The organism is Polynucleobacter kasalickyi (genome assembly GCF_900176405.1).
Classification (GTDB): domain Bacteria; phylum Pseudomonadota; class Gammaproteobacteria; order Burkholderiales; family Burkholderiaceae; genus Polynucleobacter; species Polynucleobacter kasalickyi.
Map to the genome: position 1 here is coordinate 46,524 of NZ_FWXJ01000010.1, position 18,679 is coordinate 65,202.

At 40.0% G+C, this 18,679-nt stretch carries 23 protein-coding genes and 1 pseudogene; 9 read left to right on the forward strand and 15 right to left on the reverse strand.

Annotation, left to right across the window (positions count from 1 at the left end; translation table 11 throughout):
• Positions 1-2: 2 nt before the first annotated feature.
• The 6 genes from B8983_RS09760 to B8983_RS09785 all read right to left on the reverse strand — a co-directional run bounded on the left by B8983_RS09760 (position 3) and on the right by B8983_RS09785 (position 5,434).
• The gene (locus B8983_RS09760) at positions 3-419 is read right to left on the reverse strand and encodes a PTS sugar transporter subunit IIA (protein ID WP_084283968.1); all 417 of its coding nucleotides are present in this window, start codon (positions 417-419) and stop codon (positions 3-5) included.
• Position 420: 1 nt separating this feature from the next.
• Positions 421-1,368, reverse strand: coding sequence for a glutathione synthase (gshB, locus tag B8983_RS09765; RefSeq protein ID WP_084283969.1), 948 nt, complete (start codon positions 1,366-1,368; stop codon positions 421-423).
• A 2-nt stretch (positions 1,369-1,370) separates the two neighbouring features.
• The gene (gene gshA, locus B8983_RS09770; protein WP_084283970.1) at positions 1,371-2,663 is read right to left on the reverse strand and encodes a glutamate--cysteine ligase; all 1,293 of its coding nucleotides are present in this window, start codon (positions 2,661-2,663) and stop codon (positions 1,371-1,373) included.
• A gap of 126 nt (positions 2,664-2,789) precedes the next feature.
• Entirely contained in the window at positions 2,790-4,277 is a 1,488-nt protein-coding gene (gene amt / locus B8983_RS09775) for an ammonium transporter (RefSeq protein WP_084283971.1), read from the reverse strand.
• Positions 4,278-4,289: 12 nt separating this feature from the next.
• The gene (locus tag B8983_RS09780) at positions 4,290-4,628 is read right to left on the reverse strand and encodes a P-II family nitrogen regulator (protein WP_084283972.1); all 339 of its coding nucleotides are present in this window, start codon (positions 4,626-4,628) and stop codon (positions 4,290-4,292) included.
• Between the two features lie 29 nt (positions 4,629-4,657).
• Positions 4,658-5,434 (reverse strand): TorF family putative porin, encoded by a 777-nt coding sequence (locus B8983_RS09785; RefSeq protein ID WP_084283973.1) that lies wholly within the window; start codon positions 5,432-5,434, stop codon positions 4,658-4,660.
• Between the two features lie 219 nt (positions 5,435-5,653).
• Between B8983_RS09785 and B8983_RS09790 the strand changes: the two genes are divergently transcribed.
• Entirely contained in the window at positions 5,654-5,920 is a 267-nt protein-coding gene (locus B8983_RS09790) for an accessory factor UbiK family protein (RefSeq protein ID WP_084283976.1), read from the forward strand.
• A gap of 38 nt (positions 5,921-5,958) precedes the next feature.
• Here the strand turns inward: B8983_RS09790 and B8983_RS09795 are convergent, their stop codons facing one another.
• The 8 genes from B8983_RS09795 to B8983_RS09830 form a co-directional block, all read right to left on the reverse strand.
• Positions 5,959-6,558, reverse strand: coding sequence for a hypothetical protein (locus tag B8983_RS09795; protein WP_084283980.1), 600 nt, complete (start codon positions 6,556-6,558; stop codon positions 5,959-5,961).
• 474 nt (positions 6,559-7,032) lie between these two features.
• On the reverse strand, positions 7,033-7,416 hold the full coding sequence (locus B8983_RS09800; protein WP_439650388.1) for a VOC family protein: 384 nt from the start codon (positions 7,414-7,416) through the stop codon (positions 7,033-7,035).
• Positions 7,417-7,439: 23 nt separating this feature from the next.
• A complete protein-coding gene (gene lipA, locus B8983_RS09805) occupies positions 7,440-8,423 on the reverse strand; it encodes a lipoyl synthase (protein ID WP_084283987.1) in 984 nt (327 codons plus the stop codon).
• A gap of 20 nt (positions 8,424-8,443) precedes the next feature.
• The gene (lipB, locus tag B8983_RS09810) at positions 8,444-9,103 is read right to left on the reverse strand and encodes a lipoyl(octanoyl) transferase LipB (protein ID WP_084283989.1); all 660 of its coding nucleotides are present in this window, start codon (positions 9,101-9,103) and stop codon (positions 8,444-8,446) included.
• Between the two features lie 3 nt (positions 9,104-9,106).
• Positions 9,107-9,376 (reverse strand): HP0495 family protein, encoded by a 270-nt coding sequence (locus B8983_RS09815; protein ID WP_084283991.1) that lies wholly within the window; start codon positions 9,374-9,376, stop codon positions 9,107-9,109.
• Entirely contained in the window at positions 9,363-10,070 is a 708-nt protein-coding gene (locus tag B8983_RS09820; RefSeq protein WP_084284186.1) for an alpha/beta hydrolase, read from the reverse strand. Before B8983_RS09820 ends, B8983_RS09815 begins: the two co-directional genes overlap by 14 nt.
• Entirely contained in the window at positions 10,070-10,393 is a 324-nt protein-coding gene (locus tag B8983_RS09825) for a (2Fe-2S) ferredoxin domain-containing protein (protein WP_084283993.1), read from the reverse strand. The genes B8983_RS09820 and B8983_RS09825 overlap by 1 nt, the downstream gene beginning before the upstream one ends.
• A gap of 7 nt (positions 10,394-10,400) precedes the next feature.
• Positions 10,401-11,537: a VanZ family protein gene (locus tag B8983_RS09830; protein WP_084283997.1), complete on the reverse strand. Its 1,137-nt coding sequence runs from the start codon at positions 11,535-11,537 to the stop codon at positions 10,401-10,403.
• Between the two features lie 21 nt (positions 11,538-11,558).
• Between B8983_RS09830 and B8983_RS09835 the strand changes: the two genes are divergently transcribed.
• Genes B8983_RS09835 through B8983_RS09845 form a run of 3 tightly spaced genes read left to right on the forward strand, consistent with a single transcriptional unit; the run spans position 11,559 to position 13,414 of the window.
• Entirely contained in the window at positions 11,559-12,344 is a 786-nt protein-coding gene (locus tag B8983_RS09835) for a biotin--[acetyl-CoA-carboxylase] ligase (RefSeq protein ID WP_084284002.1), read from the forward strand.
• A 6-nt stretch (positions 12,345-12,350) separates the two neighbouring features.
• Positions 12,351-13,187 (forward strand): type III pantothenate kinase, encoded by an 837-nt coding sequence (locus tag B8983_RS09840; RefSeq protein ID WP_084284006.1) that lies wholly within the window; start codon positions 12,351-12,353, stop codon positions 13,185-13,187.
• Positions 13,184-13,414 (forward strand): hypothetical protein, encoded by a 231-nt coding sequence (locus B8983_RS09845; RefSeq protein ID WP_084284008.1) that lies wholly within the window; start codon positions 13,184-13,186, stop codon positions 13,412-13,414. The genes B8983_RS09840 and B8983_RS09845 overlap by 4 nt, the downstream gene beginning before the upstream one ends.
• Here B8983_RS09845 and rfaE2 read toward each other — a convergent pair.
• Positions 13,411-13,917: a D-glycero-beta-D-manno-heptose 1-phosphate adenylyltransferase gene (gene rfaE2 / locus B8983_RS09850; protein WP_084284010.1), complete on the reverse strand. Its 507-nt coding sequence runs from the start codon at positions 13,915-13,917 to the stop codon at positions 13,411-13,413. The two genes, B8983_RS09845 and rfaE2, sit on opposite strands and share 4 nt — an antisense overlap.
• Positions 13,918-14,071: 154 nt before the next feature.
• Here rfaE2 and B8983_RS09855 point away from each other — a divergent pair.
• The 5 genes and pseudogenes from B8983_RS09855 to B8983_RS09875 form a co-directional block, all read left to right on the forward strand.
• Positions 14,072-14,581, forward strand: a pseudogene (locus B8983_RS09855) (glutathione peroxidase); the annotation flags it as partial.
• Complete coding sequence (locus B8983_RS09860; protein ID WP_084284017.1) at positions 14,581-15,909, forward strand: NAD(P)/FAD-dependent oxidoreductase; 1,329 nt, start codon at positions 14,581-14,583, stop codon at positions 15,907-15,909. The pseudogene B8983_RS09855 and the gene B8983_RS09860, both read left to right, overlap by 1 nt.
• 2 nt (positions 15,910-15,911) lie before the next feature.
• Entirely contained in the window at positions 15,912-16,676 is a 765-nt protein-coding gene (locus tag B8983_RS09865; RefSeq protein WP_084284020.1) for a DUF1365 domain-containing protein, read from the forward strand.
• Between the two features lie 13 nt (positions 16,677-16,689).
• Positions 16,690-17,898, forward strand: a complete 1,209-nt coding sequence (locus B8983_RS09870; protein ID WP_159460880.1) for an SAM-dependent methyltransferase — start codon at positions 16,690-16,692, stop codon at positions 17,896-17,898.
• Positions 17,888-18,676: an SDR family NAD(P)-dependent oxidoreductase gene (locus tag B8983_RS09875; RefSeq protein WP_084284030.1), complete on the forward strand. Its 789-nt coding sequence runs from the start codon at positions 17,888-17,890 to the stop codon at positions 18,674-18,676. Before B8983_RS09870 ends, B8983_RS09875 begins: the two co-directional genes overlap by 11 nt.
• Positions 18,677-18,679: the final 3 nt, after the last annotated feature.

The window sequence follows — 18,679 nt, forward strand, 5'->3', positions numbered from 1 at the left end:
ATTTATTCAATGGTCATTTTGGCAGAGGTTCTAATCTTCACAACCCCTTGCATACCACCCTGAAGTGATTTTTCGACAATCTGCTCAAGTGGTTCATGACGATGACTTACAGCACGAAGCAACATTGATAAATTAAGTCCCGTAATTACCATGATTTGATTGTCAGTATCATTGAGAGCAAATTTTCCGGCCACGTTCGCTGGCGTAGCTCCTAGAATATCTGTCAAAATTAAAACCTGTTTACTTTCAGATACTAAATCAACTGCCGCCTGTAATCTTTGCGCAGAAATTTTAGTATCTTCGTGCGCTGGAATATCTAGGGCTTGAATTTTATCTGGAATAGATCCATAAATATGATCAACAAAATCCAACATTGCAGAAGCAATTGGGGTGTGTGCAACGATTAAGATTCCAGCCATCTTAGCTTTCCATAATTCGTTTTTCTAATGCTCCAATAAAAGTTGAAGCGACGTCAAAACCAGTCTGATCAAAAATCTCCACAAAACAGGTCGGACTAGTTACATTGATTTCTGTTAAGTATGAACCAATCATATCGATACCGACTAAAAATAATCCTCTGTTAGCCAATTGGGTACCAATTTTTTTAGCTATGCACAATTCATTTTCAGTTAATGGTCTAGCTACGCCTTTACCACCAGCTGCTAAATTTCCTCTGATATCACCTTCCTGTGGAATACGGGCCAACAAATACGGTATAGGTTCGCCATCAATCAGTAAAATCCGATTATCGCCTTGGGTGATTTCAGGGATATATTTTTGAACCATTAAGGAACGGGCGCCATTATTGCCCAAAGTTTCTACAATACTGCCAAGATTTAGACCATCCTTACCAACTCGAAATACACCCATTCCACCCATGCCATCTAGTGGCTTGATGATGATATCTTGGTGCTTTTGATGGAACGCTCTAATAATTGATAGTTCTCTGGTGATGGTGGTTGGAGCAATTAATTCCGGAAACTCCAAGATAGCGACTTTTTCTGAGTGGTCACGCAGAGCACTTGGGTCATTAAACACTTTCGCGCCCAATCGTTCCGCTTGAGAAAGCAACAAAGTATTTGCTAAATATTCTGCAGAAAAAGGCGGATCTTGACGCATTAAAACCGCGTCAAAATCACACAGACTTGTCCTACGCTCCTCATACTTTGTGAACCAATTTGCGGATGACTTATCCACACTGATTTTTACAGCTAAGGCGGTTACATTCTCATCAAAGGAAGCTAAAGACTCTGACCAAGCATAAAAAATTTCATGGCCAGCGGCCTGAGCAGCCACCATCATTGCCAAGGTTGAATCCTTATATGGCTTAAAAGATTCTATCGGGTCAGCAATGAATAAAAGTTGCATGGTTATTCCCGATCAGGATCTGTTCGTTCTAATTCAAGTGATGCTGCCAACAAAGCAAGACGCGCAACAACTCCATACAAATAGAATCGGTTGGGTACGGCACATCCAGGTTTCGCCGTGACATCAGGGATGGCATTTTGTTCAAAGGCTAAGGGGACAAAGTGCATGCCAGGTGCATTTAAACTCTCATCAGGACCTCTACCCGTATGGACTCGGTAAAATCCACCAATCACATAACGGTCAATCATATAGACAACTGGCTCTGCGACTGCTTCATTGACCTTCTCAAAAGTATGAACGCCCTCTTGAATAATCACGTCAGTCACCTCAAGGCCTTCCTTAATGACACTCATCTTATTTCGTTCACGACGATTTAAGTCTTTCAACTCGCTAGCATCATGGATGGTCATAATACCCATACCGTAAGTTCCAGCATCAGGCTTGACCACCAAATAGGGCTTTTCTTTAATCCCCATTTGTTTGTATTTTTTAGCAACTTTCTTAAGGAGTCCTGCCGCCGTCTCTTGCAACTCTTCTTCGCCGACACGCGCATTAAAATCAACATTTTTTACGGCTGCAAAGTAGGGATTTAAGACCCAAGGATCAATGTCAATTGCTTTGGCGAATTTTTTAACGACATCGTCATAGCAGGCAAAATGTTGAGATTTTCTACGGGTACTCCAACCTGCGTGTAATGGTGGCAATACGTACTGTTCGTGAATATTTTTTAAGATGTCTGGTACACCAGCAGATAAATCGTTGTTTAGAAGGATAGAACAAGGATCAAAGTCTTTTAAACCCAATCTTCGACCTTTTAAACCGATACGTGATAATGGTTCCAAGGTTAAACGCTGTCCATCTGGCAAATCAACGACTGTTGTCTTCTTGATTTCATCAGAAAGTGTTCCTAGTCGAACATTCAGCCCTGTTTGACGCAAAATAGAAACAAGTCTTGCCACATTTTGCAAATAAAAGACATTTCTTGTATGGCGTTCTGGAATTAATAATAGGTTTCTGGCTTCAGGACAAATTTTCTCAATCGCCGCCATTGCCGCTTGTACCGCTAGCGGTAGCATCTCAGGTGAGAGATTATTAAATCCACCTGGGAATAGGTTCGTATCTACAGGGGCAAGCTTAAAACCTGAATTTCTTAAATCAACTGAACAATAAAATGGCGGTGTGTGATCTTGCCACTCTAGTCTGAACCAACGTTCGATAGTCGGGGTAGCCTCTAGAACTTTTTTTTCAAGGTCTAATAAAGGGCCATTTAAAGCAGTAATTAAGTGTGGGACCATATTTCTATTGTAAGTATATTTTCATCATCGAATACTCATTTTAGATAATTTTTATTTATTTATAAAAAAATCGGGTACTAACTCACATTAGTACCCGATTAAATCACTACTAATACTACTTATAGATTACATTTCGTAAGCAGTTTCACCGTGTGAACTGATATCTAAACCTTCGCGCTCTTCTTCTTCACTTACACGTAAACCAACGATCATATCAACAATCTTGTAGCTAACGAAAGCAACAACACCGGATACAACAATCGTCGTGCCTACAGCAGTAGCTTGAATGATTACTTGATCAATGATTGAGTAATCAGGAGCAACAGCGTTAGCAACGTAGTCATAAATACCTGTGCCGCCGAGTGATGGTGATGCAAATACACCAGTTAATAGGGCTCCAGTAACGCCACCTACTCCGTGAACACCGAATACATCTAAGCTGTCATCTGCACCAATCAACTTCTTGAGTCCAGAAACACCCCATAAGCAAACTACGCCAGCAATTAGGCCAATAATGAGAGCGCCCATCACACCAACGTAACCTGCAGCTGGAGTTACTGCAACTAAACCTGCAACAGCTCCTGATGCGCCACCTAACATGGATGGCTTGCCTTTTAATGCCCACTCAGCAAGAATCCATGACATTACTGCCGCAGCTGTTGCCATTAAAGTATTTGCAAATGCTAAGGCTGCACTACCGTTTGCTTCTAATGCTGATCCAGCATTAAATCCAAACCAACCTACCCACAATAATGAAGCACCTACCATTGTTAAAGTAAGACTATGCGGCTTAAATGCTTCTTTACCGTAACCAATTCTCTTACCAACAACGAACGCGCCAACTAAGCCAGCAACCGCAGCATTGATATGAACAACGGTACCACCAGCAAAGTCTAAAGCACCTTTTTGGAATAACCATCCGGCAACAGCAGTTGCTTTTTCAGCAGCAGCCGCGTCAGTGTAAGCATCAGGACCTGACCAGAACCAAACCATGTGAGCAACTGGTAGGTAGCTGAATGTAAACCAGAGAACTGCAAAAAGTAATACTGCAGAAAACTTAATACGCTCAACAAACGCACCAATGATCAAACATACTGTGATAGAAGCAAAAGCTGCTTGGAAGACCATGTATGCCAATTCTGGAACAACTACACCTTTAGAGAAGGTCGCTGCCACTGAATCTGGAGTGATACCAGATAAGAAGAGACGATCAAAACCACCAAAGAATGCATTTCCTTCAGTAAATGCCAAGCTGTATCCGTAAATAGCCCAAAGAACCATAATTAAGGAAAATACAACTAAACACTGCATTAATACGGAAAGCATGTTTTTCTTACGGACTAAACCACCGTAAAACAAACCTAAGGCAGGAACAGTCATCATAATTACGAGTGCTGTACAAACAAGTAACCAAGCTGTGTCGCCCTTGTTAGGAACTGGTGCTGCAGCAGCTGGTTCAGCTGGCGCTGCTGCGGCCGGAGCTGCTGCAGTTGCAGCTGCAGCTGGCGCTGCTTTTTCGTCAGCGAATACGTTAGTTGTAGGCAACAATGAAGCCGCACCTAAACTTACTAATACCGCGCTAACAGCAACTATTTTTTTAATCCAATTAGTCATTTTAAACTCCTTTTATAGTGCTGCCGCGCCGGTTTCACCGGTACGAATACGCACAACTTGCTCAATAGGGGTAACGAAAATCTTACCGTCGCCAATTTTTCCTGTGCGAGCAGCTGTTTCAATTACTTCGATCGCACGATCAACTAAATCGTCGCTTACAACCGCGTCAACTCTTACCTTCGGTAGGAAATCAACTACGTATTCAGCTCCACGATAAAGTTCTGTGTGACCCTTTTGGCGTCCAAAGCCCTTCACTTCTGTAACGGTAATTCCAGAAACACCAACACCTGCTAGTGCTTCACGGACTTCGTCCAGTTTGAAGGGTTTAATAATTGCTATGATTAGTTTCATATAGCTCTCCTCATCCGTGGATGATTAAATTAAAATGCTTTAGTGAATGAAATAAAGCCTGTGCCACGGCCGAGGTTTTGACCAGTTGGTGAAACGTAAACTGTGCCATCAGCATTTGTACCGATGTAAGCTACAGCAACGTTCATACCATGACCCAAGTCTTTTGTTAAACCTAATTTCCAGTCTGTGTAAGACGCGTTAGGATTTGCAGAACCTGCAACTTTTTGATAACCAACGTGTGCATTTAAAGTGATGCCTTCAACGCCTGTATCATAATTTAACGCTAAATCTACATATCCAGATCCCTTACTTCCAGCAAAGCCGAAGAGATCAGTTACAGCGTATGAATATTTTAAAGTTGCAAAAGTATAAGTAGCAGCTACATACAACTCAGTAGTATTTGGGTTTGTACTAGCACTTGGGTAGTTTGAAGTTGGGTAGTAATACTGGAGCACACCGCCATCTAAAGTTAAGCCTTCAGCTACTTCTTTTTTGTATCCCCCGTAGAAATCCATTTCGATCGGTGCTGAAGAACCTGGAGCAGCATCACTTAACCAGCTAATGTTTGAATTCCAGTTACCAACATAAAAACCGCTTTCGTGCGCATAATCAAAACCACCTTGAATTGTTGGCTTTGAATTTGTTTGTGAAATACCACGATAACGATATTCACTACCTAAAGTAACGTTTGCTGTTACAGGACCTGGATCAGCAGCAACTGCTGGCTCATCAGCTGCCATTGCAGTAGACATCATCATCAAACATGCTGCGGAAATTGCGCTTAAAGCTAAAATTTTGTTTTTCATTTAAATAATCCCAATTCAAGTTAATAAAAATTGTTACAAATAATAAAACTACACTTTTCTTAACTCTATTGTTACAAAACGGATTTACTCCTCTAGTTAACATTCACCAAAATATTGCATGGCTATTTTATGTCGCACCACATTGGTGAAATTGGCTTCTGCACATATTTCACACAAAAAGTTTATGATTAGTGATGTTTAACTTCTTGGAAGATGCTCATGAGTAATTCTGATTTCTTTAAAAAATTCCAAACGATGGCCGAAGATGTCCAAAAAAAGGTCTCTGATGCTGTAGCTCAGTCTCCCGCGAAGGACATTGAAAAGAACGTCAAAGGTTTAATGCAGCAAGGATTTCAAAAGATGGATCTCATTACTCGTGAAGAGTTTGAGATACAAGTTCAAGTTCTTGCCAAAACCCGTACCAAGCTTGAAGAGTTAGAAGAGAAAGTTGCGGCACTAGAAGCGAAGTTGCTGACAAACTCTTAATTACTGATTTTTTCAGCCTATTTCAGACAGTTGATTACTTAATATGGCTTGAAGCCACCTAGGAAAGTATTAAATTGCTCAGTGATTGAGCTGATTTCTTGGCCTGAAGGTTTTTGCTTAAAAGCCTTCATGGCTGTTAACTGGTAAACGCGTGTCATTTGATTGCTATCAGAACGCTTGAGCCAGTAAACCCAATATATTCGAAATTTACCATCTAGGCTAACACCACTCAATTGAAAGCCATCACCATCAATCTTGGTATTGTTTTCACCAGCCAATTTAAAACTTGCTTTTAATAAAATAGGCTCTGTCTCTTGCTGAATACTACGTTGAGCATTTTTTTGCATGAGTGTTATCAAATCCGCACTTGCGTTTTCTTTTTCATCGAGCTTCAAACTACCAATAGCAAATAAAGCCTCATCGGCGGAGGAAGTCTCCAAAGAAATTTCAATCAAACGATCGTTAAAAGGTAGTTTTTTTTGCTCAACATTTGACTTTGCAGGAAATAATGCAGAGTAGCCTTGCTCATCTGATCGGATTTCTCGCCAATTAAATGTCGCGGTGCAAGCGCATAAAAAGATGCTAACCAGTAATATGCAAAATATTTGCTTCAGTGATATCCAATGATTATTTTGCATCGATAAAAAATACGCCTGTTGAGTCTACTAAATGCTCGAATAGTGCACATAGTTAATGGTCAAATTGCTGAGTTACAAAAGGTGGCTCAATTAGCTATTTACTTCGTTAGCAAGCAAGTCAATCCATGATTGGTTTTATTGGAACGACACAGCAATCGATTGGGGAAATTTTATACTTTTGAGCCCAATATGAGCTTTTCAATCCATTTAGAGCTGATTAAAAGTTCAGTGAGGAAACAAACAGCGATAAGATTGTGATGGTTGAAAATAACCCAACAAATGCTAAACCCATTACCAAGTATATTTTTGCTAATTTATTTTTTGTTTCAATTGCTGTGCTATTCATCATCGTATTCCTTAAAAAAATAATCTAAATCATAGTAAAGAACGAGTACTCCATTCATTTACCCTTATTCTATACCTTATTCTCTCAAATTTGCTATGTTTCCTAACTTGCGAAAGAGTGCTGATAGCTTATTTGGGAATCCTATGCAAAGCGCAAATTTTATTACCAGCAGGATCTCTGAGCCAAGCAATATAGACAGTACCAGCAACGCCTTCACGATACCCTGGGGCTCCTTCGCAAGCACTTCCACCATGATTAATGCCGATGGCGTAAAAAGCATCTACTTCAGCAACTGATTTGGCGCTAAAGCCAATGGTCCCACCATTGGCAGGTGTTGCGTCATTCCCATCAATTGGCTTTGTAATCGCAAAGACACCGCCCGGACCTCGGTAAAAATATCGCTGATTACTTTGACTGCCAGGCTTAATGCCTAAAACTCCTAACGCAGCATCATAGAAATCTCTTGAAACCTCTAAATCGTTTGCTCCCAGCATAATGTGACTAAACATCATGATTCCTATCTATTATTGTTTTTTTAAATGACTCCAGCATCGTGCGCTTGCTGATCCGCGTGATAACTTGACCGCACCATAGCACCCACAGCAGCATGGGTAAAGCCCATTTTGATCGCCTCTTCCTCATACATCTTAAATGTATCTGGATGAACATATCGTCTCACTGGCAAGTGGTGATTCGACGGAGCAAGATACTGGCCAATCGTCAGCATATCAATTTGATGCTCTCTCATATCGCGCATCACCTCTAAGATTTCTTCATCTGTCTCGCCAAGTCCAACCATGAGACCACTTTTTGTAGGGATATTGGGATATAACTCTTTAAAATCTTTTAATAATTTGAGGGAGTGTAAATAATCTGCACCCGGTCTTGCTTCCTTGTATAAACGAGGCACCGTCTCTAAGTTGTGGTTCATCACATCTGGCAAACCTAGGCCATTATTGGTGCCAAAAATTTCTAAGGCTTTTTCAAGACGGCCTCTAAAATCTGGGACTAAAACTTCCACCTTGGTATTTGGAGAAAGCTCTTTGGTATTTTGAATACAAGAGACAAAGTGCATTGCACCACCATCACGCAAATCATCTCTATCGACGCTAGTAATCACAACATAGCTCAGTTTTAAGGCGGCTATCGTCTTCGCCAAATTCATTGGCTCATTCACATCTAAAGGATCTGGCCTACCATGACCAACGTCACAGAATGGACATCTTCGGGTACATTTTTCACCCATAATCATGAAAGTTGCCGTACCTTTGCCAAAACATTCACCGATATTGGGGCAACTTGCTTCTTCACACACCGTCACTAATTGGTTTTCTCTCAGAATCTTTTTGATCTCAGAAAACCTCGAATTGCCAGAACTAGCCCGCACACGGATCCAATCCGGCTTTTTCAATACTTGCTCAATCGGTACGATCTTAATCGGAATACGCGAAGTCTTTTCAGCGGATTTTTGCTTTTTTAATGGGTCGTAAGCCAGTTCGGTAATTGTTTTATCAGTCATAGTAGTATTTTATTCTTAAGTCAGCTATGGTGTTGATGCAATTGACTTGTTAAGGCATTAATTAATATGTTGGAAACGTCTAAAAGGGCTTTACTCTTATTTAATGAAGCCAAATCAACTGTTTGCATCCCTGGATATCCACATGGATTAATCATTTCAAAGGGCTTTAAATCCATATTTACATTAAGGGATAAGCCATGATAAGTGCATTGTTTGGTAATTTTCAAACCTAAAGCGGCTATTTTTGCCCCCGCCAAATACTCATAGCCAATGTTTTGCTCACTTAAATAGATGCCAGGTGCTCCTGGTTTTCTTTGGGCGTAAACATCTAATTGTAAAAGTGTATCAATGACAGCTTGTTCAATTTTATTGACTAATTCACGCACATATAATTGCTGACGCTTCAAATTTAATAGCAAATAAACGACTAGTTGGCCAGGGCCATGGTAGGTAATTTGACCGCCACGATCGACTCTAACTACGGGAATATCTGAGTGCTCAACTAATAAATGCTGCATCTCACCAGCTAATCCAAGGGTGAAAACTGGCGGATGCTCTAAAACCCAAATTTGATCCTGAGTTGACTCGGTCCGCTGTTGAGTAAACTCTTTCATCGCCTCATAAGTGCTTAGGTAATCCTGCACTCCAAGATGTAATACCTCGATGGCATTACTTGGCATCGCTTATAAAACAACGCTAACTAAGGGGTGAGTCGATAAGGTGCGATAAATCTCATCCAACTGCTCTCGACTCGTGGCATTGATATTCACCGTTAATCCTAAATAATTATTCGATTTTGACATCCGCTCTTCAATTTCCGAATAATTAAATTGTGGGTCAAACTGCTTGCAAACCATCGCCACAGCGGGTTTGAAGTCAGGATGGTTTTTGCCCATTACCTTGATAGGAAAGTTGCAAGGATACTTTATTAAAGACTCATTATGTATGGTCATGTCCATTTTCTACTCCGTACCAAGCGGCTGTAATCGCCTGTCTAATGCAATGTAATTTGCGATGAAAAAAATGATCCGCTCCAGGTACTACTTGAACTATTAGTTCTTGTGGTCTTGCCCACTCAAAAACATTACTTAATAAGATGGTTTCATCTAACTCGCCATGAATAATGATTGAATTAGCTGGCACATTTGGCACATCCCATTTGCCACAGGCAGTTCCAACTAGAATTAACCTTTTCGGCAGATCTTCTTGCAGTTTTTCCACCAAGCGGCTACTCACGAAAGTGCCAAAGGAGAACCCAGCTAAGACATAAGGCAATCTAGGAATCTCTTGGACCCATGGTAAAGCCTGAGTCTGTGGGATCGTTTCCCAAAATGCTGAACTTCTCACCAAGGCTACAATTTCTTCAAGATCCTGTGTTTCACCAATACCATGATCATGCACACCGGTTGATTGCCCCACCCCACGGAAGTTAAACCTGACGGTAATAAAACCTAATTTATTCAATGTTTTTGATAGCGTGACAGCAACCTTGTTATCCATCGTACCGCCCATGAGTGGATGCGGATGAGCAACAATAGCAATCCCTTGAATGGTTGTACTTGGATCAACCGTCAAAGCTTCAGGAAATTCAATCTTAGCTTGTGCAACGCCAATCGTAATGGGAATAAGTTGGTCAATCGCTTTCATCATATCGATGCATCACTTAAGGCAAGTCTTGCTACTGGTGTACCGTTCATAAAATGGCTTTGAATAATTTCATCAATATCCTCTTTATCCACCAATTGATACCAAATGCCCTCTGGGTAAACAACCATGACTGGTCCAAAATCACATCGATCTAGACACCCAGCACGATTGACGCGCACTTTACCTACTCCGTTGAGGTTTAAACGCTTGCATTCAGCTTTTGCATAATCAAATAAATCGGTAGCACAGTGATTTTCGCAAGAATTTTCTCCATTCTTACGAAGATTTAGACAAAAAAAGGCGTGGTATTGAAATTGACTCATCTGCAAATTATATCTGTTTAACTTCCACTCCTGAAGACGCGCTAAAAGAATCGTGAAAGGATTTGTATTGCTTGGTTAAAAGGAAAATCGCTAGAAGAGGCCAGATCATCGTGATCGACTCTAATAAGCCATTGAAATGCGTTAAACGCCCTTGAGGAAGTAATTGTAGTTGGGATAAATAATAAGGGTTTTGGGGCAATATATTAACGAGTATCAATAGCAATATAAAACCCACTAGTGCCACAACCCATTGCGTAACTCGAGAACAATTCCTTATCACGATTGCGCCGATGAAGCCGATGATCACGCCAGCAAGGTTGGCAATGCTAATCCAATGTTTTATATCAAAGGAGCCATATTGGAGTTGTGACATCGCAATCTTTAGTACTCCGCCGACAAAAATAATGCTAAAAACCACTTTAATTTTTGGAAACTGCATTGAGGTTCCACACATCAAGAAGGCACTAGTACTTATTACGGCAAGCGCCGCGATGATCACTTCTTGCGTGGTGTTATTCAATAGTGTTGACCAATAAGGGGAGATTCTTAAAAACGCTAAATTAAAATCGCCCATACCCAGCCACACATTCTGAGGAAATATTTGAGCAATAGGGAAAATTGCCAATAAAAGGAAGATCCCCTGATTTTTACCTTTGAGAGTAATACGAAAGCGGGTAGTCAACTGTTCAGACAACCAGACTGGATGAATCGTTATGGCTAATAAGGCGCCAATAAATGTGCCTAATGCGTTAGCGTATAAATCCGTCAAATTAGCAACCCTAGTGGATAAGTAGGTTTGCGCAGACTCTAAACTTGCTGAAAGGATTATGCCGAACAGTAAACTAAATATAAATGCAGGCCATTTCACCCAGCGTGGGAAAAGGGCAAAAACAGTTAAAAAACCTAAAGGTAAGTACCCAAGTACATTCACTTCCACATCAAATAGCGGGATATATTTAGGTAGAGGAGCTGCAATCCATGCAAAAGGATTTAAAGTGAATAAATGAAAATTGAATGGTGTCAAACTGGCAAATATTATTAATGCAGTAATCACGGTAAGAGAGAGCCTTGCCAATACCAAGGGGGCAAGATCATTTATCTCTTGAGTTGAGTTATTGGACTTCTTGATCATTTCTACTAACATTATTTACATTATCATTCATACATGCCATGTCTTTTTGAACAAGTTAGCGAAACACTCTCTACCAACCTCGATTTAATGAATCGTTGGCGAAATAATGAATTACATCAACCCATTAGTCGCCTAGCAATCCATCAAACCGCTGGTCGAGGGCGCCGAGGAAATGCTTGGATTTCTGAAGAAAATCACTCATTAACTTTCTCGCTTGCTTATTCTTTTGAACCAACAACCAATTTAAGGGCATTACAACCACTAAGTTTAGTGGTTGGTTTAGCTATTTTAGAAAGTATTGCACTGTATTGGAATACTGATCTAAAAACTCTTCAAAATGTTGGTTTAGGTCTCAAGTGGCCAAATGATATTTTTCTCAATAACTCAAAAATTGGGGGGGTATTAATTGAAAGTGGTCAAAAAAAACCAACTGAGCCTATTTGGACCATTATTGGTATCGGGCTAAATATGAGTAATTTAAATACCCCCATCAATAGTACTTACAGCGTCAGTTCTCTAGAGCATTTACCTCTTAGCAATAACAAAGTCATTGATCGAATGGCGCTTTGGAAAACGATTACGTATCAATTGATTCAGGGTTTAAACGCATTTACAAACCAAAACTATATTTTAGATATTTTACGGTGGAATGATTGCCACATTTATCATCAACGGGATGTGGTTCTAATCGAAGACCAACAAGTTACTCAAAGTGGCAGGGTGATCGGGATCACGGCCGAAGGCGCTTTAATGTTGGAATCTCCGATTGGGCTACAAACCATTCATAATGGCAATATCTCTTTACGCAACTCTCAATAAATACTAATGGAACTTGATTTACTACTTGATATTGGCAACACCAGAAGTAAATGGATTACAACGAAATCCGGTTTAGGGGGCTCTTTGAGCATTGAGCAGTCCGGAATCATTAACAATCAAGAACTTTCAGAGCAAATCATGCAACAGTTCGACTCTCTGTTGACATCAAGCTCCGTTGCGGTCATTCAAAATATTTTTTGTACTTGTGTGGGACAACTCGATGTTTTGAAAATTTGGCAAGCGCATTTCCCAAGTGCCACTCTTTATCAACTCAGTGGGGAAACAGTTATTCCCGGGTTTGATAACGGCTATCAACGCCCCACCGAACTTGGTACCGATCGATTAGCCGGGATGTTGGGAGCGAAAACACTTTATCCTGAAAAAAACATCCTAGTGATTGCTTCAGGTACTGCAACGACGATTGACTACCTCCACCAAGGGTCAAAATTCATCGGCGGTTGGATCATACCTGGGCTAGATTTAATGCTCAAGTCATTGGGTAAATCCACCGCTAATTTACCAACCCTAGAAGCCAATCAACTGACAACTTCAAGGGATGATGATCAGACTTTTAATAACCAAGGAACGCTCGCCATTCCATTCGGCACCAGCACCAAAGATGCTATCGGAATGGGCGTGGTTTTGGCAACGGTAGGAGCCATCCAACAAGCAATCGCACAATTACCTCACTTAGAACTTATCTTGATCACTGGTGGCAATGCCAATCTATTAGAGGCATATTTACTCTCTGATTCAAACCAAGTGAAATTCGTTCAAGAGCCAAATCTAATTCTTGTCGGCCTCAATGCATGGCGTCTACATCACAAGGAAGCCCACATTTGAAAACAATCAAGTGGTTACTCATTCTCTGTATTTTCATCAATGTCGTGCTCATATTTAGCAACATTTTTAATCCAATGGGGACCATCGAGCAGATTGATCGGTGGCTAGAGTCTTCTAACTCCCCAGAACGACTAATCAGTGAGGAAATGATAAAAAATATTGCGCCAATTACCATCAATGGCGAGGTGAAAGCTGTGTTGGAAGTAGAGAAAACGAAGAAAAATTAAACTCGAATTTTCTCAAGCAATTTAGTGGTTGAACTGAAATGAATAAAAGGGATGGCGTAAGCCAAACCACCCCAGGTTCGAACGAGTTCGGTTTCAGCCAAGGTCTCAATGTCGTAATCGCCACCTTTTACATAAATTTCTGGTCGAATTTGGGCAATCAAAGAGACCGGTGTTTTTTCAGAAAACGGGACGACTAAATCAACACTTTCGAGAGAAGCAAGTAAGCACATACGGTCTATCTCCGGGTTGATTGGCCTGTCATCGCCTTTACCAAGCATTCTTACTGAGATATCAGCATTCACACCGACAACTAAACTAGCCCCCAAACTTTTAGCCTGCGCTAGATAGGTAACATGTCCACGGTGTAAGATGTCAAATACTCCATTAGTAAAAACCACAGGTTTTTCAATGGCTTGCAGTGCTTTTGAAAGTTGATCTGACGTAAAATTAATCGGTAAGACTTTACTTTCAAAGACAGGAGATGGGTAACTAACTGGATTCATTGTTTCATTCTAAATTATTTAAAACATCCTTTTCGGAAATTGTTTTAAATATCGCTTAGACTTTAGGTTATTTATAAAATTTGGAAAATTTAGTATGCATTGTTTTACAAGATTTTTTATCAAACTTTTATTGTGTTTTGCAATAATTCTTCCTACTTTTAGTTTTAGTGCAGAAACGTGCCCAACCTCTTTGGATTTCAAATTTCCTCGGTTACAAGACGAAGTTACCCAAGACCTTTGTCAATATAAAGGAAAGGTGGTACTGGTCGTTAATACCGCGAGTTACTGTGGTTTTACCTCTCAGTACGAAGGTTTAGAAAAAATTTATGCTACTTATGCTGCGAAAGGCTTCGTCGTTTTAGGTTTCCCTTCTAATGATTTCGGCCAACAAGAGCCTGGCTCAAATAAAGAAATCGCAGATTTCTGTAAGAATACCTACGATGTAAAGTTCCCCATGTTTGCTAAAACCTCGGTAAGCGGGGCAACAGCGAATCCACTCTTTAAACTACTACAAGAAAAGACAAAAACATCACCAAAATGGAATTTTTATAAATATTTAATTGATCGTGATGGAAATGTCATCAAATCCTTTAGTAGCATGACCAATCCAGACAGCAGAACCGTCACCTCTGAAATCGAAAAACTATTAGCCGGAAAGAAGTAATGTCTCAAAAGAAACGAATCGCCATCGTTGGCGGTGGTATATCAGGACTCAGCTGCGCCTATGCATTACGCAATGACCCAAATTTAGAAGTGGTTTTGTTCGAAAAACAAGCTCGTATTGGTGGTCATAGCCACTCAATTTCTTACACTCCTCCCGGAAGTGATCAATCTTTTTGGATTGATACTGGCTTTTTAGTTTTTAATGAACGCACCTATCCAAGATTAATTCACTTTTTTGATGAATTAAAAGTTCCAGTGGCAAAATCGGAAATGTCGTTTGCGGTTTCTATTCCAAGAAAAAACGGCACCGCCCTTGAGTGGGCTGGGGATACGATTAATACCCTATTTGCGCAAAGACGGAACTTATTGAGTTGGAAATTTTGGGGCATGGTTATTGATATTTTGCGCTTTAATGCGCTTTGTAAAAAACTCGCTAAAACAAATGCGATCGCCAATTCCCCAGAAATTAGTGTTGAGGATTTTCTGCAAAAGAACCGCCTCGGTTTGCCTTTTAGAGATTGGTATCTTTTACCAATGGTTGGTGCAATTTGGTCCTGTACAACGCAAGAGATGCTGAAGTTTCCAATCTTGACCCTGGCACAATTTTGTGAAAATCATGGCCTACTGGATATCGTCAATCGCCCGCAATGGTTTACTGTCAAGGGGGGCTCTAGAGAATATGTTCATCGCGTTTTGGATAAATTAAAAGAAAAAGGAATTCCCGTGTTAATGGATGGTATTCATTACCTGACAAGGCATGCGAACGGCGTTGATTTACATTTAAATAGTGGTCAGATCAAAACTTTTGATGAAGTTGTATTAGCCTGTCACAGTGATGAGGCACTATCGATTATTCAAGACCCGACTGAAAACGAACAGCAAATATTAGGTTCGATCCCTTATAAAAATAATATTGCTTATGTACACTCGGATGAATCACAGTTGCCGGCTGAAAAAAAGGTATGGGCTGCATGGAACTATGCGTCAAATACTCCAGTTGGTCAGGGCCTCGATGATTCGAGTGCTGTTTGCGTCCACTATTTGATTAATAAGCTCCAACCAATCCCCGTGGACCTTAAGGAGCACCAAGTTATTGTTACCTTAAATCCTCATACCTTACCAAAACAGGACAAAATATTTCAAACCATCGAATATTCTCATCCGTTGTTTGACACTCAAGCAATTGCCGCTCAAAAATTATTACCAAATATTCAAGGTAAACATAAAGTGTGGTTTTGTGGGGCTTGGACTGGCTACGGATTCCATGAGGATGGTTTTAAATCAGGTGAATTAATTGCCAGTGAAATTATGCGGAATGCTCATTTTTAAAAATGGCACAAGCTTCTTTTCACTTTGGCAGAGTTATTCATCATCGTTATCAACCGAATAATCGATTTTCATATCGTGTTTTCTACCTGCGCATTCCGATGCGTTCCAGAAAGCAAGATCCCAAATTGCTTTCTAATGTGGGAATCGGGGATAATAAATTTTCTATCTTTTCCTTTTATGACAAAGACCACGGTCTTAACAATCAGACATCCTTACATTGGGTAGAGCAACTCTTATCTGATCACCAGATTGAAAAAGCTAACGGCGAAATTTGGCTGCATACCTTCCCACGATTTTTTGGTTATGTTTTTAATCCGGTAAGTTTTTGGTTTTGTCATGATGATAAAAATAACCTGGTGGCAATCGTTGCCGAGGTAAACAATACCTTCGGTGATCGTCATGCGTATTTGCTTCATGACCATCAAGATAACTTACCATGGGGTAAAACGCTGCACACCGATAAGCTGTTTTACGTTTCTCCATTCTTTGATGTGAAGGGACGTTATCAATTCCGGTTTATGCGGCAAGAGCTTGAACACCAAGCACGACACGTCAGTCGAATTGAATACTTTGATCAAGAGGATTGCGTACTCATGACAAGCATCAGTGGTCAAGAAAGTCCCATTACCTTTGCAAGCAAATTAAATGCTTTTTTTAACTATCCATTACTCACTTTTGGAGTTATTGTTAAAATTCATTTTCAGGCTATTAAATTGTTGGTTAAAGGTGCAAAATTTTATAAAAAACCAGCTACAACAACTACTTAAGCAATATCATTCTATGTCACTCATTTCCAAAAAGATCGTATTTAGCTGTTTTAAAAAAGTTCAAGGGGGGCAATTTATATTTTCGTTGCCCGATGGTTCGAAACATATTTTTGGTCAATTAGCCCACGATCATGACACCCCCATACAGATAAAAATTAATGATTTAAAGGCCTTTTCATTAGCAATCTCTAGTGGTGATATTGGAGTAGCAGAGGGATTTTTTAAAAACTTTTGGCAGACCGATGATTTAGAAAAATTATTACGATTGGTTTTACAAAATAGATCTTTTTTTACTCAACTTATTTATGGCACTTGGTTTGGCTCGCTCATTTATAAACTAAAACATTTTTTACACCGAAACACAAAAGCTCAAAGTAAAAAAAATATCCATGCTCATTACGACCTTGGTAATCAGTTTTATGGCTTATGGCTAGACCCAAGCATGATGTATTCCAGTGCTTTATTCAATGGTAACTATCACCAACCCTTGCAAGATGCTCAGAATGCGAAATGCGAAAAAATCTTAAGCAATTTAGAGGTTGAACAAGGTAATAAGATTTTGGAAATTGGTTGTGGTTGGGGTAATTTCATGAAGCGTGCCAACTTACAAAATGTTGCCGTTGATGGAATTACGATTTCCACTGAACAATTGAATTATGTACAACAAGAATTAGCCGCAAAAGGCTCGAATGCTAGCTTTGCTGAGCAAAATAGTGCTGCCATTCTTCAGGACTATCGTGATTGCAATCATGAATACGATGGGATTGTTTCCATTGAAATGTTTGAAGCAGTTGGTGAGGCCTTTTGGCCTTCATTCTTTAAGACCATTGATCGTTGTTTAAAGCCTGGGAAAAAGGCTGTCATTCAAACGATTGTGATTGACGATGAACTCTTTCCAGTTTATCGAACTAGCACTGACTTTATTCAACAATATATTTTTCCCGGTGGGATGTTACCCTCTGTTAGTGCCTTTGAGAGTCAAGTGAAAGCAGCAGGCCTAAAGGTCAAAGATCGCTTTTATTTTGGTGAAGATTATGCTCAAACATTAAGAATTTGGGCGGATTCCTTTAATCAACAGATTGATGCAATTAAAGCGCTAGGCTTTAAGGATGAGTTTATTCGCCTTTGGAATTTTTATTTATATTATTGTGCGGCTGGCTTTGCTGAGAAAACTTTAGATGTTGTTCAATTTACTATAGAAAAACCACTCCATGAGTCTTAATCCTCCGTTAAAGGATTTTCATAACAAAAATGTTTGGTTAATTGGAGCCTCCTCAGGAATCGGTCACGCATGTGCCCGTTGGTTAGCCAAAGAAGGTGCCAACTTAATTATTTCTTCTAGACGGGAAGAATCACTCCTTGATCTCAACCAAACGCTTACTAATGAATTTGGTGTACAAAGTAATATCATCCCCTTGGATGTAATGTCACTGGAGAGTGTTGAAAAGGCGCAAGCGGCAGTTTTAAATCACTTTTCTACGATTGATCTTCTCTTATTTGTCTCAGGCGTGTATACGCCCATTGAAGCCAAAACTTTAAATATTGTTGATGCAGAAAACATGGTCTCAACGAATTTACTAGGCCCGATTCGCGTATTGAATTTTCTGATCCCGCAGTTTTTAAAACAAGGTCATGGACATATCGCTTTGGTCGGAAGTGTTGCAGGCTATAGTGGTCTACCCAAATCACTGATTTACGGTCCGACCAAAGCTGCTCTTTTAAACTTTGCGGAATCGTTATATGAGGATTTAAATCCACTAGGTATTGGGGTACATATTATTTGTCCGGGCTTCGTCAAGACTCCAGCGACAGCAATTAATGACTTCAAAATGCCCTCCTTGATTTCCCCAGAAAGGGCGGCAGAAGAAATTGGTAATGGTTTAAAAAAAGGCGAGTTTGAAACTCATTTCCCGAAAGAGTTTTCTTTTTTCTTGAAATTGTTACGCATCCTCCCCTATCCGATTTATTTTTGGCTTGTTAAAAAATTTATTACTCAGTAATGA